The sequence below is a fragment of the Pseudomonas sp. A125 genome, assembly GCF_055409485.1.
This window is the reverse complement of the sequence record NZ_JBUZVP010000005.1, coordinates 265721-288433: the sequence shown is the minus strand read 5'-3', so window position 1 is coordinate 288433 and position 22713 is coordinate 265721. Positions and strand designations below refer to the sequence as shown.

The 22713-nt window shown below is 60.0% G+C and carries 16 protein-coding genes and 1 pseudogene; 6 read left to right on the top strand and 11 right to left on the bottom strand.

Annotated elements, in window-relative coordinates:
• The first annotated feature begins 27 nt into the window (after window positions 1-27).
• A complete protein-coding gene (locus tag ACZRN6_RS09575; protein WP_464007814.1) occupies window positions 28-1065 on the top strand; it encodes an Ldh family oxidoreductase in 1038 nt (345 codons plus the stop codon).
• A gap of 39 nt (window positions 1066-1104) precedes the next feature.
• On the opposite strand, the gene ACZRN6_RS09570 is transcribed toward ACZRN6_RS09575, so the two are convergent.
• Window positions 1105-1425, bottom strand: a complete 321-nt coding sequence (locus ACZRN6_RS09570) for an ElaB/YgaM/YqjD family protein (RefSeq protein ID WP_010172915.1) — start codon at window positions 1423-1425, stop codon at window positions 1105-1107.
• A gap of 176 nt (window positions 1426-1601) precedes the next feature.
• Between ACZRN6_RS09570 and ACZRN6_RS09565 the strand changes: the two genes are divergently transcribed.
• Entirely contained in the window at window positions 1602-1853 is a 252-nt protein-coding gene (locus ACZRN6_RS09565) for a hypothetical protein (RefSeq protein WP_003217960.1), read from the top strand.
• Window positions 1854-2078: 225 nt separating this feature from the next.
• Here ACZRN6_RS09565 and ACZRN6_RS09560 read toward each other — a convergent pair whose 3' ends face one another.
• Genes ACZRN6_RS09560 through ACZRN6_RS09550 form a run of 3 tightly spaced genes read right to left on the bottom strand, consistent with a single transcriptional unit; the run spans window position 2079 to window position 4536 of the window.
• Entirely contained in the window at window positions 2079-2630 is a 552-nt protein-coding gene (locus ACZRN6_RS09560; RefSeq protein WP_322145570.1) for a GNAT family N-acetyltransferase, read from the bottom strand.
• 4 nt (window positions 2631-2634) lie between these two features.
• Window positions 2635-3096, bottom strand: coding sequence for an LEA/WHy family protein (locus ACZRN6_RS09555; protein WP_322145569.1), 462 nt, complete (start codon window positions 3094-3096; stop codon window positions 2635-2637).
• Window positions 3097-3108: 12 nt separating this feature from the next.
• Window positions 3109-4536 (bottom strand): nucleobase:cation symporter-2 family protein, encoded by a 1428-nt coding sequence (locus tag ACZRN6_RS09550; RefSeq protein WP_322145568.1) that lies wholly within the window; start codon window positions 4534-4536, stop codon window positions 3109-3111.
• A 234-nt stretch (window positions 4537-4770) separates the two neighbouring features.
• Here ACZRN6_RS09550 and ACZRN6_RS09545 point away from each other — a divergent pair, with 234 nt between their 5' ends.
• A complete protein-coding gene (locus ACZRN6_RS09545; protein WP_322145567.1) occupies window positions 4771-6396 on the top strand; it encodes a methyl-accepting chemotaxis protein in 1626 nt (541 codons plus the stop codon).
• 109 nt (window positions 6397-6505) lie between these two features.
• Here ACZRN6_RS09545 and ACZRN6_RS09540 read toward each other — a convergent pair whose 3' ends face one another.
• The 6 genes and pseudogenes from ACZRN6_RS09540 to ACZRN6_RS09515 all read right to left on the bottom strand — a co-directional run bounded on the left by ACZRN6_RS09540 (window position 6506) and on the right by ACZRN6_RS09515 (window position 11786).
• Entirely contained in the window at window positions 6506-7483 is a 978-nt protein-coding gene (locus tag ACZRN6_RS09540; RefSeq protein WP_464007813.1) for an NAD(P)-dependent oxidoreductase, read from the bottom strand.
• On the bottom strand, window positions 7483-8778 hold the full coding sequence (locus tag ACZRN6_RS09535; RefSeq protein WP_177088049.1) for an MFS transporter: 1296 nt from the start codon (window positions 8776-8778) through the stop codon (window positions 7483-7485). Before ACZRN6_RS09535 ends, ACZRN6_RS09540 begins: the two co-directional genes overlap by 1 nt.
• Before the next feature lie 44 nt (window positions 8779-8822).
• A pseudogene (locus tag ACZRN6_RS09530) lies at window positions 8823-8936 on the bottom strand (outer membrane lipoprotein carrier protein LolA); the annotation flags it as partial.
• Window positions 8884-9852, bottom strand: coding sequence for a sugar kinase (locus ACZRN6_RS09525; RefSeq protein WP_464007812.1), 969 nt, complete (start codon window positions 9850-9852; stop codon window positions 8884-8886). The pseudogene ACZRN6_RS09530 and the gene ACZRN6_RS09525, both read right to left, overlap by 53 nt.
• Window positions 9845-10627, bottom strand: coding sequence for a sugar phosphate isomerase/epimerase family protein (locus ACZRN6_RS09520; RefSeq protein WP_464007811.1), 783 nt, complete (start codon window positions 10625-10627; stop codon window positions 9845-9847). Before ACZRN6_RS09520 ends, ACZRN6_RS09525 begins: the two co-directional genes overlap by 8 nt.
• 145 nt (window positions 10628-10772) lie before the next feature.
• Window positions 10773-11786, bottom strand: coding sequence for a LacI family DNA-binding transcriptional regulator (locus ACZRN6_RS09515; protein WP_464007810.1), 1014 nt, complete (start codon window positions 11784-11786; stop codon window positions 10773-10775).
• Window positions 11787-12062: 276 nt separating this feature from the next.
• On the opposite strand from ACZRN6_RS09515, the gene ACZRN6_RS09510 reads away from it, so the two are divergent.
• The 3 genes from ACZRN6_RS09510 (at window position 12063) to ACZRN6_RS09500 (ending at window position 18725) form a co-directional block, all read left to right on the top strand.
• Window positions 12063-14051, top strand: coding sequence for a hypothetical protein (locus ACZRN6_RS09510; protein WP_464007809.1), 1989 nt, complete (start codon window positions 12063-12065; stop codon window positions 14049-14051).
• A gap of 142 nt (window positions 14052-14193) precedes the next feature.
• A complete protein-coding gene (locus ACZRN6_RS09505; protein WP_464007808.1) occupies window positions 14194-16227 on the top strand; it encodes a hypothetical protein in 2034 nt (677 codons plus the stop codon).
• Window positions 16228-16457: 230 nt separating this feature from the next.
• Window positions 16458-18725 (top strand): autotransporter outer membrane beta-barrel domain-containing protein, encoded by a 2268-nt coding sequence (locus tag ACZRN6_RS09500; protein WP_464007807.1) that lies wholly within the window; start codon window positions 16458-16460, stop codon window positions 18723-18725.
• Window positions 18726-18823: 98 nt separating this feature from the next.
• Here the strand turns inward: ACZRN6_RS09500 and ACZRN6_RS09495 are convergent, their stop codons facing one another.
• A complete protein-coding gene (locus tag ACZRN6_RS09495) occupies window positions 18824-22660 on the bottom strand; it encodes an Ig-like domain-containing protein (RefSeq protein WP_464007806.1) in 3837 nt (1278 codons plus the stop codon).
• Between the last annotated feature and the right edge of the window lie 53 nt (window positions 22661-22713).

Genomic DNA, 22713 nt, shown 5'->3' with positions numbered 1-22713 from the left:
ATTCCAATAATTAAACGGGAGCTTCAGATGTCTGCATCGCCTTTGGATGTCGAGTCTTCATCAGAGCGACTCAGTTATGCGCAATTGACCGACCTGCTGCGCCAGGTGTTCGTGCGCCACGGTACTTCGGCCGAGGTCGCCCGGGTGCTGGCCGAGAACTGCGCCAGCGCCGAGCGCGACGGCGCCCACAGCCACGGCATATTCCGTATCCCAGGTTATGTCTCGACCCTGGCCAGTGGCTGGGTCAATGGCAAGGCCGTGCCGGTGGTCGAGGACGTGGCCAGCGGCTTTGTGCGGGTGGATGCCGGTAATGGCTTTGCCCAGCCCGCGCTGCAAGCCGCCCGCCCATTACTGGTACAAAAAGCCCGCAGCGCCGGGATTGCCTTGCTGGCGATCCATAACTCGCATCACTTCGCGGCGCTTTGGCCGGATGTCGAGCCCTTCGCCGAAGAAGGCCTGGTGGCCTTGAGCGTGGTCAACAGCATGACGTGCGTGGTGCCCCACGGCGCGGATCGCCCGCTGTTCGGCACCAACCCCATTGCCTTCGCCGCGCCCCGTGCCGATGGCCTGCCGATCGTGTTTGACCTGGCCACCAGTGCCATCGCCCATGGCGACGTGCAGATTGCCGCGCGCAAGGGCGAACGCCTGCCGCCGGGCATGGGCGTGGACAGCCTCGGCCAGCCGACCCAGGACCCCAAGGCCATTCTTGAAGGCGGTGCGCTGTTGCCCTTTGGCGGGCACAAGGGCTCCGCCCTGTCGATGATGGTCGAGCTGCTGGCGGCGGCTCTTACGGGCGGTAACTTTTCGTTCGAGTTCAACTGGTCCGATCACCCCGGCGCGCGCACGCCGTGGACCGGGCAGTTGCTGATCGTGATCGACCCGAGCAAGACTGCCGGGCAAAACTTCGCCGAACGCAGCCAGGAACTGGTGCGCCAGATGCATGCAGCAGGGTTGCGGCGGTTGCCGGGAGACCGGCGCCATCGCACACGGGCGAAGTCACTGGCAGGCGGAATTGAAATCGAGACGGCAGAATTAAGCCGGTTGCGGGTGCTGGCACAGGCGTGAAGCAAGCTGCGCCCGGGGAGGGCGCAGCCGGTACTCAGGTCAGTTGCGACGGCCCAGCAACAGGCCGACCACCAGGCCAAAGCCGGCGGAAATCGCCACGGTCTGCCACGGATGGCCACCGATATAGGTTTCGGTGGCGTCCACCACGGGCTTGCTACGCTCGCGCACGTTGGACACCGAGTCCAGGGCCTGCTTGAGCTTGATGGCGACCTGTTCGCGCAGGGTTTCACCTTCTTCCCCTACCAGCGACGCGCTGCTTTTGAGCAACTTGTCCGATTCTTCAATCAGTGCCGTGAGTTCACTGAAGGCTTGATCCTTGATTTGTTCTTCGACGGCTTGGGCGGCAGATTTGCGAGCCATTGGGTTAACTCCTTGCAGGTGAATGTGGCAATGAATGCGCTTGATGAAGAATGGAGTGTTTTAAGCGGGCAAAAGTTGCAGGTTTTTTTCCTACGGTCAGCTTAGGTGAAATCCAGGCCTGGAAATTTCGACCTACAGTGTAAGATGTCACCTATTTGTGCAGCAGGTAATTCAACATGAGCTTCAATCTGGCCAACAAGCCCCTTGCCGAGCGCGCCGCGCTGGAAGATGAAAAGTCCCGTCTCTATGACCTCTGGCAAAGCAACCTGGGCAAGGCCAAGGGTGAGGCTGCGCGCTTGTTTGGCGAGCGCGCCAAGCGCAAGGGCAAATGGGCCGAATGGGTGCGTGCGGAGCTGGATGGGATGTCGCCGCCGGAGTTTTCCAACATGGTGCGCAGTGAAGTCAATCGGCTGATGGCGGCGAAGTAAGCGCAAAGCAGGCGACAATCGCCTATCGCACCTTGAGCAGTAACGGATCGAGTTGCACCTGGGTAACGCGGCAGCGCCAGCGAGAAGCCAGGGCAAGGTGCAGGAGGCGATGCAGGCAACTCGGTCTTTCAGCCACACCGAGGTGATGCCATCGCCGGCAAGCCAGCGCCTACAGTGGAACGTGTTCGCCTTTGAGTTTGTTCTGTACCACTCAACCAACCCCCCTCACTCCCCCCGAATCTGCAGCCATTGCTCCCGGGTAATCTCCCAAATATCCCTGGGGAAACGACCTTCGACAAACTGCCCCTCGTCGGTCCTGACCAACCGCATCCCCGTACGCTCGGAAATCCTGCGAGAGGCCACGTTCGGCGTCGCCTTGGGCACCCGCATCACGGGTCGCCCCAGCACCTCAAACCAATACGCCGTCACCGCCGCACTGGCCTCGGCCATCAATCCCTGGCCCTGCCATTGCGGCCCCAGCCAGAATCCCCGGTTGTTATCCACCTCATCCATCAGGCTGACGTTGCCAATCAACGCCCCAGGCGCGCTTTTCAGGCGGATCGACCAATGCCATTCCTCACCGCGCGCCATCGCCGGCAGCGCAACATGCTCAAGATAGTTGCGCGCACCATCTTCGGGGTAAGGCCAAGGCACCAGGGCATTCAGATAACGCACCACTTCCCAATGGGGAAACTGGCGCTGCACGCCCTCGGCATCTTCCAGCGTCAGCGGCCGCAGAATCAGGCGTTCGGTATACAGCGTAGGCAGGGCGTCCATGTCGTCACCACGTGGCAGTGTTGGGTAAGTCCAGCGTGCCGCGATCCACAAAGCGCATGGTGCCAAACAGGCCGCCCGCCAGTTTCCCGCGCAACACGTAAGGCAGGTTATTCAAACTTTGGGTCTGGCTCAAACCAAGCGTCTGGCGCAGCACGGAGAACGCCGAGACACTCACCGGCACCGTCAGCACCGCCTCGGAAAAGCGCGGGATCGACCCCCCCTGGTCACTGACCCCAGACGCCAGTGGCCGGCCATTCACCTCAAGGTCCAGGGCCACGCCGCTGTAGTCGATCGCGGTTTCGTTAGGGTTCTGCACCCGCAGCTTCACCGCAAAACGCACCTCCAGGTCCTGGCTCTGCAGCGGTTCGATACCCACCACGTTGATGTTCACCGGGTCGCGGTTGGGGAACAGCGCGCACGCGCTCAGGGTGAGTAGCAGCAGTGACAAAACCATGAGCTTGCGCATAAACGGGTTCTCCTATTTCGTGACGTCCGGGTCCTGCATCACCTTGAGCGTGGAGGCTTCCGGATCAAATTCATCTTCTTCCAGTTCTATGAACTCTTCAGGCAGGAAGATGTTCAGCACGATAGCGCAGAACGCACCCACGGTGATCGGCGACTCGAAGATGTTGTGCAGCGCCTTGGGCAGCTCGCGCAGTACTTCCGGGACCGCCGCCACGCCCAGGCCCATGCCCAGGGAGATCGCCACGATCAGCACGTTGCGCCGGTGCAGGCCGGCTTCGGCGAGGATCTTGATCCCGGCCACCGCCACGGTGCCGAACATGATCAGGGTCGCGCCGCCCAACACCGGCTTGGGCATCAGTTGCAGCACCGCGCCGATCATCGGGAACAGCCCCAGCAGCACCAGCAGCCCGGCAATGAAATACGCCACGTAGCGGCTGGCCACGCCGGTCAACTGGATCACGCCGTTGTTCTGGGCGAAGGTCACCATCGGCAGGCTGTTGAAGGTGGCCGCCATCACCGAGTTGAGGCCGTCAGCCAGCAAGCCGGACTTGATGCGCTTGATGTACAGCGGGCCCTTGACCGGTTGTTGGGAAATCATCGAATTGGCCGTCAGGTCTCCAGCGGCTTCCAGCGGCGAAATCAGGAAGATCACCGCCACCGGGATAAATGCCACCCAGTCGAACGAAAAACCGTACTTGAACGGCACCGGCACGCTGATCAACGGCAACTGGGGCAGGGCGGCCAGGTCGACGCGGCCCATCCACCAGGCCACCACAAAGCCCAGGGTCAGGCCGATCACGATCGAACCCAGGCGCAGGAACGGGTTGTTGAAGCGGTTGAGCACTACGATAGTCAGCAACACCAGGCCCGCCAGGCCCATGTTGCCGGCGGCGCCCAGGTCGCTGGCGCCAAAACCGCCGGCCATGTCGGTGACGGCTACCTTGATCAGCGACAAGCCCATCAAGGTAATGATGGTGCCGGTGACCACTGGCGTGATCAGCTTGCGCAGCTTGCCGATGAACTGGCTGAGGACCACTTCGATAAACGCCGCGAAAAAGCAGATGCCGAAGATCGTCGACAGGATCTCGTCGGTGCCGCCGCCCCGGGCCTTGACCATGAAGCCGGCGCTCAGGATTACGCTGATAAACGAAAAGCTGGTGCCTTGCAGGCACAGCAGGCCTGAACCCACCGGGCCGAACTTACGGGCCTGCACAAAGGTGCCCAGCCCCGAGACGAACAGCGCCATGCTCACCAGGTACGGCACTTCGCTTTCAAGGCCGAGCACGCCGCCCACAATCAGGGTGGGCGTGATGATCCCGACAAAGCTGGCCAGCACATGCTGCAGGGCGGCGAAGATCGCCGCGCTGAAGTGCGGGCGGTCTTCGAGGCCGTAGATCAGGTCGGATTTATAACGGGGGCGAGGGGTTTGAGTGTCAGACAAAATACGGGCCCGGGTAGGAAAAAGGAGGCGCAGGATGCCAGAAACTGCCGGTCGTCAGAAGTGTGAAAAAATATTTCGGAACATCCTGCAATAAATCCTCAAGCCGGCCGATAAGGTTGTAGGCGCCACATACCTATTAGAACAGTGGCGCCGTAAGGTCGGAGCAGCGCGTTGACGCTGACTGACCGTGTCGCGGCAGGGACGCTCGCAGCCATTACTTCTGAGAGCGCAGCTATGTCCCTTCGTAACCTGAATATTGCACCTCGAGCTTTCCTTGGTTTTGCGTTCATTGCGTTGCTTGTGGTCATTTTGGGGGTGTTTGCGGTCAACCGCATGACCCTGATTCGCCAGGCATCGGTGGACATGGGCGCCAACCAACTGCCCAGCGTGGGGTATTTGGCGACCATGACCGAAAACGTCCTGCGCCTGCGCATCTTGTCGTTTCGCGTCTTGGTAAACCGCGAACCCGCGGCCCTGCAGGAAGCCCAGACCCGCATGGGCGTTCTGGTGGACAAGGTCAAGACTGCGCAAGCGGCGTATGCCGTCATGCCTGCCGGGGCTGAAGAGGAGGCGTTGTACAAGACGTTCGTCGCCACGCTCGATAATTACCTCCAGGCGCAGTCCGAGATGGTCGCCTTGTCCCAGCAGAACAAGGTCGATGAGATGCGAGCCTTGATCAACAGCCGCATCAAGGACGGTACCGACCTGATGGGCGAGCAGTTGAACAAACTGATCGCCATCAACGCGGCCGATGCCACCCAGGCCGGCAACGAGGCCGGGCAGAGCTACCGTGACGCGATCACGGGCATCATCGCGGTTTCGGTGCTTGCGGCCTTGATGACCGTGCTGCTGGCGTGGTTGTTGACCCGCAGCATCGTCACCCCGCTGCGCAAAGCCCTGGAGGCGGCCGAAGTCATCGCGGGCGGTAACTTGAGCAAAGTGATCACGGACGACGGCAAGGACGAGCCGGCCCGCCTGCTCGGCGCATTGGCCGCCATGCAAACCAACCTGCGCCAGACCATCCAGCACATCGCCGGTTCGGCCACGCAGCTTGCCTCGGCGGCGGAAGAACTCAGTGCCGTCACCGAGGAAGCCTCCAAAGGCCTGCAGCAGCAGAACAACGAAATCGACCAGGCCGCCACGGCGGTCAACGAAATGACCGCTGCGGTGGAAGAAGTGGCGCGCAATGCGGTGTCCACCTCCGAGGCGTCCGGCCAGTCCAACCAGGCCGCGCGGGAAGGGCGCGACCGGGTGGTGGAAACCGTCGGCGCGATCCAGACCATGACCCAGGATGTGCAAAACACCTCGGTATTGATCGAAGGCCTGGCCACTCAGGGCCGTGACATTGGCAAGGTACTGGATGTGATTCGCGCGATTGCCGAGCAGACCAACCTGCTGGCCCTTAACGCTGCGATTGAAGCGGCGCGCGCCGGTGAAGCCGGGCGGGGTTTTGCGGTGGTGGCGGATGAAGTACGCGCCCTGGCCCATCGCACGGCGCAGTCGACCCAGGAGATCGAAAAAATGGTCGCCGGCATCCAGAGCGGTACCGGCGAGGCGGTGAACTCGATGCAGCAGAGCAACCAGCGCACCCAAAGCACCCTGGAAATGGCGCGGGCTGCCGGTGTGGCCCTGGAGCAGATTACCCAGTCCATCAGCCTGATCAACGAACGCAACCTGGTGATCGCCAGCGCCTCGGAAGAGCAGGCCCAGGTGTCCCGCGAAGTGGACCGCAACCTGGTGAACATCCGCGACCTGGCGACCCAGTCGGCAGCGGGCGCCAACCAGACCAGCGCGGCCAGCCATGAACTGTCGCGCCTGGCGGTGGATTTGAACGCGATGGTAGCCAGGTTCGTCATCTAACAGGCACTACAAACCAAATGTAGGAGCTGGCTTGCCTGCGATGCAGACGCCTCGGTGTATCAGGTACACCCCGTTGATGCCATTGCAGGCAAGCCAGCCCCTACAGTAGTCAGTGTTTCCAGGCGGCTGGGTTCACCAGGTTCTTCGGCTTTTCACCGGCCAGCGCCGCCAGCAGATTGTCCACTGCACACGCGGCCATCGCCTCCCGCGTCTCATGGGTGGCCGAGCCGATATGCGGTGTCGCCACCACATTGCTCAAGCGCAACAACGGCGAATCATGCCCCAGTGGTTCGCGCACAAACACATCCAGCCCCGCCGCGCGAATCGTGCGCTGTTGCAACGCCTCGATCAGCGCCGGCTCGTCCACCACCTTGCCCCGGGAGATGTTTATAAAGATCGTCTCCGGGCCCATCAGCGCGAACTCTTCAGCGCCAATCAAACCTTCGGTTTCTGCGGTCAAGGGTAAGGTCAGGCACACAAAATCGGCTTGCTGGAGCAGATCAGGCAGGCTGCGGTATTCGGCACCGAAGCGTTGCTCCACCGCAGGCTTTGGCGTGTGGCTGTGGTAGATCACTGGCATGCCGAAACCGAAATGCCCGCGCTGGGCCAACGCTTCGCCAATGCGCCCCATGCCGATAATGCCCAGGGTCTTGCCATGCACGTCGCTGCCAAAATGCAGCGGGCCGATGTTCTGGTTCCAGTTGCCGGCGCGCACCAGATTGGCCAGTTCCACTACCCGCCGGGCGGTGGCCAGGATCAGCGCAAAACCGGTATCGGCGGTGGTTTCGGTCAGTACGTCGGGGGTGTTGCTGAGTAGGATGCCGCGCTCGGTCAGGTAGTCGATATCGTAGTTGTCGACACCCACCGACACGCTCGCCACGGCCTCAAGCTTCGGCGCCAGGTCCAGCAATTTTGCATCCAGGCGCAAGCTGGCACCGAGCAACCCTTGGGCGGTCGGCAAGGCCTCACGCAGTTTGGCCAGGCCGCTTTCATCCAGCGCCTCGATCAGCGTGACCTCGGCCTGCTGATGCAGACGGGCCATCAGCGGCGCAGAGAGTTTCTTGTAGAGCACGACAGACTTTTTCATCAGGTCTTTACCTTCAATTCAAGGGAATGCAGCGGGGCGCGCTCGCGGTCACTGGCGCCCGGCTTGAGAAAGATCGTCAGCACCACCGACACCAGCAACGCACCGCTCATCAGCAGGTACGAGGCCCCGGGCGAACCGGTGCTGCTGTTGAGGTAACCCACCAGGTAGGAGCCGCCGAACGAGCCGAGGGCGCCCATGCTGTTGATCAGCGCCATGGCGCCGCCGGCGACGTTGGCCGGGAGGATCTCCGGCACAATTGCGAAAAACGGCCCGTACGGCGCGTACATGCAGGCCCCGGCGATCACCAGCAAGGTGTATGACCACCAGAAGTGCTCGGCGCCCAACACGTAGGACGCATAAAACGCGATGGAGGCGATCAACAACGGTGGCCACACAAAGCGTTTACGTTTTTGCAGTTTGTCCGAGCCCCAGGACACCACCAGCATGCCGATCACCGCCGCCAGATACGGCAGCGCCGACAGCCAGCCGGCCTCCACCATGTCCATTTTCAAGCCGGCCTTGAGGATCGACGGCAGCCACAGCACAAAGCCGTACACGCCAATGCTCCAGCAGAAAAACTGCAGCGCCAGGATGATCACCTTGGGCGAGCGGAAGGCCTCGGCGTAATTCTTCACCGCCTTGATGCCCACCTGTTCTTCGGCGAGGGCGGTTTCCAGGTCTTTTTTATGCTGGGCGCTCAACCATTTGGCATCGGCGGGTTTTTCATCCGCCAGCTTCCACCAGATAAACGCCCAGATCACCGCTGGCAAACCTTCGATGATAAACATCCAGCGCCAGCTGAAATGCTGCACCAGATAGCCCGAGACCACTGACATCCACATCATGGTCACGGGGTTGCCGAGGATCAGGAAGGTGTTGGCCCGGGAGCGTTCGGCACGGGTGAACCAGTGGCACAGGTACACCAACATCGCCGGCATGACGGCGGCTTCGACCACCCCGAGCATGAAGCGGATCACGACCAGCATGTAGGCGTTGGACACCATGCCGGTCAGGGTGGCCAGGCCGCCCCAGAGGATCAGGCTGACAAAAATCAGCTTCTTCACGCTGCGTTTTTGCGCGTAGATCGCGCCCGGCACCTGAAAGAAAAAGTAGCCGAGAAAGAACAGCGCACCGAGCAATGACGACATGCCCGGGGTGATCATCAGGTCTTCGGCCATCCCGGAGGCGGCGGCAAAGCCGTAGTTGGCGCGGTCCAGGTACGCCAGGCTGTAGGTGATAAACACGATGGGCATGATGTACCACCAACGGCGGGTGGCGAGTTTCAACGGTTCCATGGGGTTGCTCCTGAGCTTGTTGTAGTTGTGGCAACAGGTAGTTGTGTAGGTGCGAGCTTGCTCGCGAAAAACGTAAGGGCGCCGCGTTTATTCAGGTGTCCTGCGTCATCGTTGACGACCTTCGCGAGCAAGCTCGCTCCTACAGTAGGCGGGGAGATCTTCACGCAACGGCAAGCCTTCCATGTCGCCACGGCTCTGTACCGCGCGGCTGCCGATCCAGTTGCCGCGCTGCACGGCCTCGCTGAAGCTTAAATTTTCCAGCAGCGCGCTGATCATGCCCACGGCAAACCCGTCGCCTGCGCCCACCGTGTCGACCACCTTGGCCACCGGCACGGCGGCGACAAACCCCTGGTCCAGCTGGGTGCGGTAATACGCGCCGTGGGGGCCGAGCTTGATGGCCACGGCTTCCACGCCCTGGTCCAGGTAGAACGCGGCGATGTCGGCCGGGTCTTCAAAGCCAGTGAGCAAGCGGCCTTCGCTCAAGCCCGGCAGCACCCAATCCGCCAGGCAGGCGAGGGCGTTGATTTCGCTGATCATGCGTTGCTCGTTTGCCCACAGGGACGGGCGCAGGTTCGGGTCGAAGGACACGCTGCGCCCGGCTGCGCGCATTTGCGTCATCAACTCGCGCGACAGCTCGCGCGTGGCGTCCGACAGCGCCGGCGGAATGCCGGTGGCGTGCAGATGCCGGGCTTGCAACAGCTCGGGCTGGATCGCCTCCACCGACAAATGGCTGGCCGCGGAGCCACGGCGGAAGTATTCCACCTGCGGGTCATCGCCGGCTTCTTCACGGGACTTGAGCTGAAAGCCCGTGGGGTGCAACGGATCGACCGCCACATGCCGGCAGTCCAGGCCTTCGTTTTGCAGGGTGTCCACCACAAAGCGCCCGAGGGAATCGGCACCTACGCGGCTCAACCACGCCACGTTGAAACCCAGGCGTGACAGGCCGATGGCGACGTTGCTGTCGGCGCCGGCAATGCGCTTGTGAAACTGCGCAACCTGGGCCAGGTCGCCGGTCTGTTCGGCGACAAACATCGCCATGGTTTCACCAAACGACAGGATATCGATCTCAGACATGTGCGTTCTCCACGCGGGGCTGGCCGAGGACGGCGAGGGCGGCAACCTGCTGCGCGGTGACGTGCACCAGGTCATCACCTTGCAGCGGAAATTCCACGGCCCGGGTAATACCTTGAGTCATGTGCCCCAGCAGTTGTTCCCACAGATGCAGGTCGGCAGCGCCCGGCGGCAGTGCCACCAGCTTGCCGTCGGCGCGGCGGGCCACGGCCTTGCAGTGCAGGTAATCCACATGCCGGCCCAGCAGGCGTGCAGCGGTGATCGCGGATTGGTCCTGCCATTGCCAGTTGCCGATATCGAAGGTCATCTTCACCGGCAGGGCCAGGCGTTCGACTTCGTTGAAAAACCGCTGCATCGGCTCGATGCGCCCGCCGTGCAGGGTCTGGTCGTTTTCCACCAGCAGCTTGACCGGATGGCGGTTGAGCAGGGCGCTCAAGCTGTCCAGGTCGTTGGTGTCGGTGAAATAGCCCAGGGAGACTTTCAGCCAGCGGGCGCCGAATGCCTGGGCGCGGTCGAGGGTGGCGGCGAGTTCGGCGTTGGGTTGGGAGCGGCCGGCAACCCAGAGTTCCAAGGGCGATGAAAACACGCATTCCAGGTGGTGATCCGCCGCGGCTTGGGCCAGTTCAGCGGGCTGTTCGGTGGTCAACAGCTCTTCACGCCATTCGATGCGTTGCGCGCCGGCGGCAGCCAGCACCTCGACGAAACTCAACTGGCCTTGCTGGCGGACCAGGTCGGCGCCGTAACTGGAAAGGCTGATGGAGACGGGGTATTTATGCATTGTTGTGTACCTCTGAAACCGGTTTCATTTTTATTCGAAAAATGTTGAATTGAACCAGGCGTAGCAGCTGTCGAGCCCGGGCGAGGCTGCGTCGGCGGTGTACCTGACACATCGCAAACGCAGCCTCGCCCGGGCTCGACAGCTGCTACGGGCACCTGGTGGAGCCTCGAATGATCAGTTGCGGCAAGAAGTCCAGGGGGCGTGGGGGCTGGCTATCGCCGCGCAAGCGCTTGAGTAAACAGTCAAACGCACTGGCGCCAATGGCCTCGGTGGGCTGGGCGAGGGCGGTGATGCCGTTGCCCACCAGCGGGTACCAGTCGAGGTCATCCAGGGCGATCAGGCCTACGTCATCAAACAGGTCGCAGCCTAGATTTTTCAATGCGCGGGTACACGCCAGTGCCGCGATTCCGTTGGCGCAGAACAACGCCTTGGGGCCGGATTTGCCTAGAAACTTTTGCAGATGCTGTTCCAGTTCGCCGTCCAACTCCAGTACGGCGCCGGTCAACGTCGGACGGTTGGTAATCTCCGCCTTGAAACTGTCCAGCCGTTCCAACCTTGAGCTGGTGCCATCGGGCGCTTCGCTGACCAACAGCAGGTCGCGGTAGCCTTGCTGTTCGAGGTGCTCCACGGCCATGCGTACGGCCACCGGGTTATCCAGCCCCACCAGGTCGCTGTGTAGCGGTTCGACCTTGCGGTCCACCAGCACCAGGGGAATTTCCCGTTGCAGTTCCAGCAAAAGGTCTCGGTGATGGCCGAGGGTGTTCACGATCAGGCCTTCGATGTTGTAAGCGCGCAGGGCGGCCAGGTGCTGGCGCTCCTGTTCGTCATCGCGGTCGGTGTTGCACACCACCAGGCTGTAGCCGTGCTGGCGGCAGGCGGTTTCCACGCCGTGCATCACGGCAATCGAATACGGGTTGCGGATATCGGCCACCAGCATGCCGATCAGGCGGGTACGCCCACGTTTCAGGCCGCGGGCCATCTGGTTGGGGCGGTAGCCCAGTTCGTCGATGGCCTGTTCGATGCGCAGGGCGATGGCATCGGAGAGTAGGGCGCGGTCGTCGCCGATAAAACGCGACACGCTGGCCTTGGACACACCGGCGCGCTCGGCGACGTCAAGCATGGTCACGCGGCTGCGTTGGGCGGCGGAAAAAGTAGTCACGGCGGCGGGCCTTTCTTATTGGATTTATCTGGGCTCCAAGGCGAAATCAATCGCTGAAACCGGTTTCAGGAAACACCAAGTAGGAAATTTCGTCAAGAGCTGCTCAGTAACCGCCCTGGCAGCAAGGCCGAGCAAAAGCGACGAATGGAGGGGCCCACCTGTTAATTCTGACAGTATCCGGACGAAGAAATCGGGCGCTTAATTCTCTCAACGCCACTTGGTATACACACGCTGCCTGCCGGCCGGCCACTGTTCACCCTGTTGAGGATTAAACCCATGTCTGACGTCACTGAATCCACTTACCTGATCAAACCCTTGGGCGCGGACGACGGGGGCACCGTGTTGCTGGACCCGATGGACATACCCGGCGTCGACAGTGGTGACCCTCGGGGCCTGATCCCGCGCTCGCGCCTGCAGGGCCCGCTGCAGGTCAACATCCCGATGTGGAACCCGCCACCCGAGCCTTTGGATGAGCCGCACACCGTGCGCCTTCACTGGGTGTGGGCGGGTGTCGATGAGGTGGTTGATTCGCGGCAGGTGTTTGGCCCGCCACCCCCTCTGGCCGCGGTTATCTCACTGGAGGTGCCCCTGTCACGATTGACTGATGAGGGCTCCGGCACCGCGCAACTTTACTACTCGGTTGAGGATTCCTTTGGCGGCGTCAGTGAGTTGATTCCCAGAAGAACACTCACCATCGATCTGGACTCGCCTGAGTTACTGAACCCACTGGATACTGTGGATTTTGTCGTTGCCCCGACCCCGAACGTCGATGAGCAATACCTGCTCGATAACGTGCCAGTGGGGTTGAATATTCCGTTCTATACCGTGCGCGCGGCCAATGACCGGCTTGAGTTCTACGTGTCCAACCGGGATAACCCGCCGTTAAGCGCGCCAGACGCTGAGTACGTGATTGCGTCAACCTCCGACCCGCTGATTGCTTACGTGGACCCCGATATTTTTCGCAGGTTGAACAACGGTGACGCCTATATTTTCTACCGCATTTTTGACGAGGCGGGTAATTTCAGCAGCCAGAGCGCCGGACTGCTGTTTCAGCTGGCACTTACGCCGTTGCCGAGCAACTTGCCGCGTCCGCAAATTCGGCCACCAGCGTACGACGACAGCCTGATCAAGCGCGATGATGCACGTCGTGGCGTGTTCATGCGCATTGACCCCGCCTACGACGATTGGGCGCCGGGGGACCAGGTAATCGCCTATTGGAATGCCCGTCCGACAGTCCCGCAGCCGGTACTGGGCTTCCCGTGTGATGTGGAAATTCCATGGCTGACCCTCAGGGGCATTGAGCCTGTACTGGTTCCCGAAGCAGCGGTGGTGCGCTACGAAATCATTCGCAGCCCCCAGCCTCCATTTCGTTCCTTATCGGAACGTTTCAATGTCGACCTGACGATTGCCGGCCAGGATCATTCCAACGCGCCCGCATTGCTTAACCCGGACCTGGCCAGAGTCACGGTGATAGGGCGCGGCTCCAGGACTCCCAATCAGCTCAATCATCTGGATCGTGGGCTGGATGCCCAGGCATTTGTTTCTTTGTTTGCAGGCCCGGTCGCGGGTCAATTGCTCAGCCTGTTCTGGAACAATGTTGGGCCGGTGGCCAGCCATCGCGTGCAGTTGGGTGAGGTAGGAGGGCAGCTGGTGTGGTTTACCGATATCCCCTGGAGCCTGATCGAGGGGACGGTCAATCCACTGTTGCCGGTCCATTACCTCACCAGTAATGGGGTCAACGAACAACAGTCACTGCCAACTTTTGTGGATGTCGATGTGACGGCGCTGATTGATTTTACCCCTCCGCAAGTTCAGCACACCCTGACTAACGAGTATCTGGTCTGTTGTTCTTCGCCTTCTCCGTTATATGGCGTGCATTGTTTGATTCCGGGCAATATCGGCCTGCAACTTAACGATCAAGTGCATTTCTACTGGAAATGCTATGGGCGTAATAGCTGGGAAGAGCCTATTGCTGGCGCTGAATACAACGAAACTATCCAGGTGCTGCAACCCCATATTGATAACGGCATTAACATTGTGGTGGGACCGTTCGACCGGACCCTGGAGCCTGCGCGCAACTACGGTTCAGCTATCGCCAGTTTCGAAGTGTGGCGCAACCTGGGCAAGGTGGGTGACTCCCGGCCAGACGTCAAGGGGACCGGACATATCCGTATCGACCTGACCTTTTCAGGGGGTGGGTTTTGTAAGCCGGGTGATGTCATTAGTTGCACTAATGATGGAAAGGCAACGTTGGTCGAAGATTAAAAAACTGAGTGTACTCGTTGTTGTGCAGGGAATAGTCAGCGTGTGATAGGCGTGCAAGCGCTTTGTCTCGCGGCGCGAGCGGCTATGTCAACGATAGGGAAGTGTGTGTGATGTGATTCGTCTTACTATCTGGAGACAAGTAATGAAAAAGGAAACGATCGACTTTATCCGTAACTATGCAAAGAATCGAAGTGCCGATCCGGGTGTCTTGAATTTGCCTGATGGTCGTTTTGAAGGTGGGGTGCCTGGCTTTCCTGGATTGATCTCACGGGAATTCAACCTGCGTGAGAATATGAATTTCTTCATTCCACGATGGCCTGACTTCAGTACCAATCCGGCTGCTCCCGATACTGTCACTGTCTGGTGGAAAAATTTCGATGACAGCGAGTGGGGCGATCCCATTTATTCGTTTACCGTTGTTAACCCAGGGGCTGAGGTACCGGTGAACATCGCTCAAGGTCGGCGGCCCGCAGGGCGGTACGAGATCATGTACGAAGTTTACGTTGCTGGTCCTGACAACGACACCCGATCAGTTCCGCAGGTCGTTATCGTTGACCTGTCACCACCGTATGCCAGCTTCCCCGGTGCGCCGCCGGGGCCTATACCAGCTGGCGACCTGCCCACACCTGTCGACCGTGACTACTTTGAAGGCAAGCCCAATGAGTCCGCAGTGTTTACGATCCCGGATTATGTGGCGCAAGGTCGCGCTGCGGGCGATTGGGCGTATCTTTACTATAATGGTTCCGATGAGCCCTATGCCCCCAGCCCGCCTGATCCTTCGCCACGTTGGACTCTGCCTGCGGACTTGAGCTTCCCATTGCCATTATCCGTGGTTGACGCCAGCCCGGATGGCCTGCGCAGTTTGCGGTATGAGTTGTTCGACGCAGCAGGAAACCCGGCGCGGCTTTCTGCTTCCTACAGCCTGGACGTGGGTTTGTTTCCGGCCCCTGAGAACCTCCTGGCACCGCTGGTTGCCCGAACCTCTCCCCCCAGCGACGAATTGATTGATCGGGAGGATGTAGGGCTGGACGGCGGCATGATCGTGCGTATTCCTGAATATACGAACTTTCTGCGCAACGCCGATGGAGATGAAATCCTTGTCACACTGACGACGAGCATCGCCACCGTTGACTTGGATGCCCAGCCGCTGGGCAGCAGCCGGTTCCCGGCGGAGGTTCACGTTCCGTACAGGGTATTGGAAGATCTCTATGGCGCCACTCGAGGGCTATTGCCGTTGACGGTTTCCTATGTGGTGCGGCGGCGATCTGTCGACTACCCGGCGATACCGACCACCACCGTCAACCTGGACTTGTTTGTTGTCGGCCCCACTCCCATTGGCCCGGACCCGATCAACGATGACCTGCTGCCCGTAGTCGTGAACGGGGAAGACGCAACCGGTACCGAGGGCCCCGACGACGTGCTGGAGCGCGACCACGCCAACCGGCCCGCGATCGCCCGGGTAACGTTATGGAGTACGGCACCCACGCCGGATGCCAGCGACTTTACGATCCGCCTTTTCTATTCGGGCGAACTCGTTGCTACCCAACTGGTGACAGGCGCATCGGCTGGCCAGGTGATTACGCTCTCAATCCCGTGGAGCTTCATTGAGCGTCACGGCAATGGCCGCAAGACGGTGTTCTACACCATTGCCCAAGGGGCCAGCACCAACCGTCAGTTTTCACCTGACACGACGGTGACAGTGAACGCCAACTTCAAAGAGCTTGCCGCGCCGCAAGTACGACATCTGTCGGTAGCGGGGTCGATCAACTGCGCTTCGTTCAGGCCTGATACTCCTCCCGGGAACGTAGTGGTGTTTATCCCGTCTTCGGAGCACTTTGAACTGAGGATGGTGGTTACGCTGAACTCGCAGGGTTACAGCGACGATGCAGGAACGATACCGGTCGTGGCAGCAGTGGGTCGTGTGGACTCCATACCGCTCACGCAAGCCATGATCAATTCGGGGTTCGAGCTGCTCCTGGGGCCCTATGCGACCATCTACAAACCCATCCAGCCCAACTCGGGTGCAAGGCTGGCCGGCTCCGCGCGGATCTGGTACACCATCAGCCTGCCTGAAGGACCATTACCTTCCGATGAAGCGCATCCTCTTATTCGCGGGGTTCGGATAGGTGGAACAAATGGCCTGTACTGCGACGGCACTGACGTCCCGCTTCCTTAATACTGTTTGAAGCCTGTTGCCAAAGAGGAGCCTTGCTCCTCTTTGGCATTTTTGCCTTTGGGTCGCGTACAAACTGCATTCACTTTCAGTACAGCACCTTAGGATTAGTCCTACAGATGTTGGGAACAGCTCTGGTTACCTTGGTCGCCGCTTGATTGGCAGGGTCCACACGCTTTTCGGAACCGGCCAGTTTTTTCCGTAAAGGAACGCCAACCCAGAGGTCCGTAAAGATGTCAGCTCCATTCAATTTCAAACCAACTCCCTTAAGCCTTGCCTTCAAGGCCAAGGCCGTCACACTGCTGATGCTCATGGCGCAGCTGTCCGAAGCGCGTGTCGTGACCGGCCCGGATGAAACGGTGCGGCCTGGCCCGCGCCCCGACACTTTTGAATTGCGTGCAGGTTCCCGCCTGACGGTTCTAGGAGTGCCCACCCTGCAAATCACTGCCAATTCCGCAACCCTGATTGTCAATGCCGGCAGCAGCACCCGGGACATTACCGCAATGAACTCCGACATCCGCATCGATGGTTCGGACGTCGTTGCGCGGGATTCGGCAGTCGCCGCGGTGCGTCTCACGGGCAGCAACGTGCTGATCACCAACAGCAACGTTACCCACAACACCGGAACCGGGCTGATAGCGGGCCGTTCCCTGGGCGACACCAATGGTTCCAGCGTCACGGTCGTCAACAGCCACATCACCGGCAGCACCCGCGGTGCCTCGGCCAGTGCCTACAGCGTGCTGGACCTGACTGATTCGCGTGTCGAGGCGACCGCTGATAATGGCGTGGGTATCGACCTGTTCAGTGGCCAGGCCCGTGCGTTCAATACCAGCATCGTTGGTGGAGACATTGGCGTGAAGATGGGCGTGGATAACGACCCGACTGTTGCCAGCAGCCTGATCCTCGACCGCTCGAGCGTCGAGGGGAGGACCGGTTCGGCGATTCAGGTCGGCTCGTTCAGGCCCGGGGAATCCACCCTTGCTGATATTCATGTACTCAATGGCTCCACGCTGACCGGCGCAAACGGTGTGCTGCTGGAAGTCATGAACGGCGCCACTGCCAACATGAACGTCGACCGCAGCTTCCTGGTCGGTGACGTCGTGGTCGAAGACGGCAGCACCGCCACGTTGCAGCTCAACAATGGCTCCTGGCTCACCGGCAAACTGCAGAACGTTGCCGAGTTGAGCGTCAATTCAGCGTCCCACTGGATGCTGGTGGATGACAGTTCAGTCGGCGACCTGATCATGGGCGGCGGCACCGTGCACTTTGGCGGTGCCGATGAGTTCTTCCAGTTGGACGTCAACAGCCTGTCGGGTGACGGCAGCTATGTGATGCACACCGACTTCAGCACCGGCCAGACCGACTTGCTCAACGTCAACGGGGTTGCCACGGGCAACCACAGCCTGCTGTTGGCGGCGACCGGCTCCGAGTTGGCGAGTGCCTTGCCGATTCGCGTGGTGCACACCGAGGGTGGCGATGCGCACTTCTCGCTGGACGGCGACACCGTGGATGTGGGCGCCTATTCCTACGGGCTGAAGAAGGAAGACACCGACTGGTACCTCGACCCTAACCGTCGTGGCACCAGCAACAGCACCAAAACCGTGATGGCGTTGTTCAACACGGCCCCCACCGTGCTGTACGGGGAGATGTCCCTGCTGCGTACCCGCATGGGTGAACTGCGCTTCAGCGACGGCCAGAGCAACGGGTTCTGGATGCGTGGCTACGGCAACAAATACGAGGTAGCCGGGAACAAGGACGGTGGTGGCTACACGCAAAACCAGCGCGGCCTGAGCCTGGGTGCCGATGCGCCATTGTCGGGCGCAGATGGCCAGTGGATGGCCGGTGTCATGGCGGGTCACAGCACGTCCGACATCAGCGCCAACACTTCCGGCAGCGGCAAGGTCAACAGCTACTACCTGGGGGGTTATGCCACCTGGATCGACGACGAGAGCGGGATGTACTTCGACGGCGTGGTCAAGCTCAACCGCTTGCACAACGAGGTCAACGTGACCATGAGCGACGGCAAGCGTGCCAAGGGCAACTACACGCAGAACGCCGTGAGCGCATCGGCGGAAGTCGGCCGGCATATCAAGCTCGACGACGGTTACTTTGTAGAACCGTACTCGCAACTGAGCGCAGCGATTATCCAGGCGCAAAGTTACGAGCTGGACAACGGCCTGCAGGCCAAGGGTGATCGCACCGCCTCCGTGGTGGGCAAGCTGGGCGTGACGGGTGGCAAGAATATCCAGCTGGAGAGCGGCGGGGTGCTGCAGCCCTACTTGCGTACCGCGTTGGCCCATGAGTTCAACCACAGCAACAAGGTCAAGGTAAACGACCAGCGCTTCAACAACGATGTGTTCGGTTCGCGTATTGAAGTGGCAGCGGGCGTGGCGATGTCGGTGTCGAAGAACGTCAAGCTGCACGCTGATGTTGAACATGCCCAGGGCAAGAAGGTGGATCAGCCGTGGGGGGTTAATGTGGGAGTGCGTTACGATTTCTAGGAAAGAGGGGTAAAGAAAAAAGGAAGCCGAGGCTTCCTTTTTTTGTGGGTGGGTTTTTGGGAGTTAAATAAGTCTGTCCCGGTTGTTTTTAGGTCTTACTAAAGCAGCCTGAGACACCATGCCGGCGTGATGTGTTCTCCTTGAACGCCATAATGAAACAACGGTCCAGTGCCCGCACCAATATAGTTGTACCAAGCAGGGCCATTAAAGTAGCACATCCCATAGCTGGTCCTACGAGCTGGAGGGTTATACACCAGATTTATCCTGAAAACGCTAAAGGGTATGCCTCTTAGTGAGTTCATCCAATTTACTTGAGCTTGTCTGGTTTGTGCTGTTTCATTGACGAGCATTTCATAAACATTTGACACGGCGACGGCGTACTGTCTTGACGTCCCGTTTCTGTCCGTCGCTGTAATGACCGCGGAGCCATTACGGTTTCCAATAACCAAACCGGTCGTTGCATTGACTGAAGCAACCGTCGGATTACTGGAGGCATAGGTATAACCTGAGACCCCACCACTTGCTACACGGGTTTGTGTATTGCCTGGGAATTCCTGCCCTGTTCTCGGCCAGTTGATCTTGACGGCATAACCGTTCAGGGCCATTTGACTCTGATCAATCCTCAGCGAAGTAATTACCGTATAAGTTGCAGTGGGGAACGTAATGGCCGTGGATTCAACGCTGCTGCCATCAAACGTTACCTTGCACGTTACGGTGATGGTGCTGTTGTTAGGCAGCCCGTCCAGCCATGTACGCAGTACCGCCTTGTTCACCAAGCCGGTCGATACTTCTCCCGCCAGCAGGCTGTAGTTTGTCAGCACATTCAACGGCGCGCTGCCCGCCCTGGTCAGTTGCACCCAGACTTTCTGGCCCGTTGCGGCCAAAGGGTAAGGCGCAACACTCAAGGTGGCATTGGTGCTGAAGTTATTGAGGTTCAACTCACCGCCTGTAGGGACGCCATTGATCAGCGGCCGAGGCAGCGCCGACGACGGAACACGGTTGACGGTCAGCGCCTGTATCTCTGACGGGACAGTAGTCGTCCCTATCGTCGCCATATAACGGAGCTCGATCAATTTGCCCACGCTGTTGGCGAGAATGTCACGGCTGATCTGAAAGTCGACGCGCTTACTGGTGTTACCGTTCTGCGCCGGGATGGTCGCCATGGTGCCGTCCGGGTAAATCCACTCGAGGGCGATACTGTGGGCCGCGGTCATTTCGTTATAGGCCACCGCCACATAGGCGTTGTTCTGCCAGTCCTGTGGGTCGATGGTCAAGGTCGCGCCTTGCAGATTGGCAAAGGCCGGGCGCGGCAACGTGGCGGGAATCGACTGGATAATATGCTCGCGCACACCAAACAATACTGCGGTGTTTTTATCAGTGCTTTCGGCCAGGCTGACCCAGAAGCGAATGGTCAGGTGCGACCCATTCCTGAGGCCTTGCAGCTCCGCCAGCGGTATTGGTTGCGAGACACCCTGGGTGGCGCTTTCTCCTACAGGGGCGGCGATTAAAGTTTCCAGGTAGAACGGGCTGCCGTCGGCGTTGGTACTCGTGTAATCCAGCCACATGTTCTGCCATTCATTGGCCAAAGGCCAGACAGTCACACGGGTGCGGGCTTGAGCAATTAGCTCGTTCGTCGGCAGGATCACGCTGTTGCCGACCCCGTCGATGGTTGGTGTGGGTAACCCACTCAACGGCAGCAGGTCCAGATTCAGAATATCCGACTCATGGAGAAACCCGCTGCGGGTAAAAGTGTATTGCACACTGATGCGGTTACGCTCGTTGCGAATACCCTTGGCAATGGTACGGGCCTCTATCGGTACCCCCACTTCATTGGTGTCGGGGTTGCCCCAACCCGTTTCGACGGTGCTGCCCAGCAGATCGGCCGTCACCCATTTCACCGAAAACGATTCGCTTTCGCGCATGCGCCGGTATTTCACCAGCACCGTTGCACCCGATTGAGCCGCCAGCGGGTCAAGCCGGTCAGGGTACCGCTCGGCTTCCACGACTTCAGGCGCATCCAGTTCCACGCCACGGCCCACGGTCAGGAGGGTCGTAAACGAGCGCAAGGTGAGTTTGGGCAGGGGGGTTTCGCGTTGCAGGCTGTAGGTGATGCGCAGTTGGCCATCGAAGTTGTTATCCAGCACCGCACGGCTCACCTGCAGTACCAGTGGCTGGCCCTGTGTCGCACCGTTGATCGTCACCGAACCGCTGGCGGAACCGCCCGTGCCCACAATGTTCCATTGGATATGGTCGCGGCTATTGGTTGCCGTATAGGGTAGCGTCAGCAGCACGCTGTCGCCCACTACATCAACCGGGTCAACGTTGCCGTCAATCGCGCCCTGCAGGGTGGGGGCCGGCATGGTTTCGAGGCGTTTGTCGACGCGTACTGTCAGCACCCGGGATTTGCGTTCAATCAGCGCACCGTAGGCATGCAACTGGGCATCCGCACCGTCATCGACCAGGTAGTACACCGCGACGTCACCTAATCCCTCGAAACGTTGCAGCACCTCGCTGGTTACCCGGCGCGTGCCACCTTGGTCCCCGGCCAGTTGCGGGTCGGAATAGCGCATTCCACCGCCCCCTGGAACAATCTGCTCGAGGATCAGGGTTTCCATTGAATCGTAGGCGTGCGGCTGGTACGACGGGATGCTGATAAACGCATCATCGTCCGGGTTGATCAGGCCCAGCTCGCTCGGGGTCACGGTCACTGCCGGCATCGAGGTCGGTGTACCCACCACCGTCACGGTGACACTGCCAGACTGACCCAGATGTCCACCAGTGGCTGTGTGCCAGACGAATGAAGCCCTGAACGAGCCGCCGATGACGCGCTCGATCAAATCGCGGTCCACCGGGAAGATCTCTTCCCGACCGTTCCTGACGTCGACAGGATCAAGCACCAGTTCTTCGATCGTGCCGTCCGCCAGTGTGGCCGTCAGGGTAATCGTGACCTGGTTTGCGGGCAGCGGGGTCGGTGTCACCCGTGGGGTCTGCAACAGGATTTCAAACAGTGAATTACTTTGCGTGTCGTAGTCGATCTGCCGGCTTTCCGCGTCATCCACCAGGAAAAACGGCGCACTCATCAAGCTGGGGTCCAGTTCGGCGATCAGCCCATACGGCTTGGAGTACTGGTATTTTTCCCCTGAGTAATTCTGAACCACATCGAACACCCTGAAACGCAGGGTGAGTACGCCGCTGAGGCCGCCCTTGAGAATATTTTCCTTGCTGATAAATACCCTGAGCGGCTGGATACCGGCGGCCTCGGCGGCCGTGACCAGGTGCCTGACCTCAACTCCGTCCCAATAGAACTCAATGGTGTCGTTCTTGCGTTTGTTCGGATAGGACTCAATCTCGGCGTATAACCCGCGACTGATTGTGTCCATGTTGATCGTGCTGCTTTCGGGCAAGCCGTCGACCCTCAGTCTCAGTTTACTGTGCCATTTATCGTCACCATTGTTCTCAATCCCGCCAGGACGGGTGGTCTTGATCAATATGCTTTGCGTCGGCGAGGTGCTTTCCTGGCCACTGCCTGCGCGCAGTACCCGCGCGCGCACTTGCACTTCACCTTCAGGCACGCGTTCGGCGATGACGTACAGGCCAAAACGATCCTGGTCGTCCAGGACGAGACCATCGGCCAGAAGATCATTATTGAGGTACAACTCAAAGGCGTCGAAAATGGCCCAGGTGTGCCATCTTTCCAGGACGAAATACGCATAGGGCTGAACATGCCGAATGCCCAGGCCATAGGCGTAAGGTTCATCGGGATACAGGTCAAGCGAGACCGGCGGGAACGCCGAATAGGGCGGGGCCAGGTCTTCAGCTGTGATCACCGGCACAGGCGCGGGCTCAAGGAGGGCCAGGGGGCTGTCGGAAACAGGTACACCTGGGTCTTCAATGACTGAGGCATTGTCATCGGGGTCGATCGGTGGGTTGGGCATGCTGACTACTCCTTGCTGGAAGTCACGCACAGCACTGGCTGTGCATATAGGCA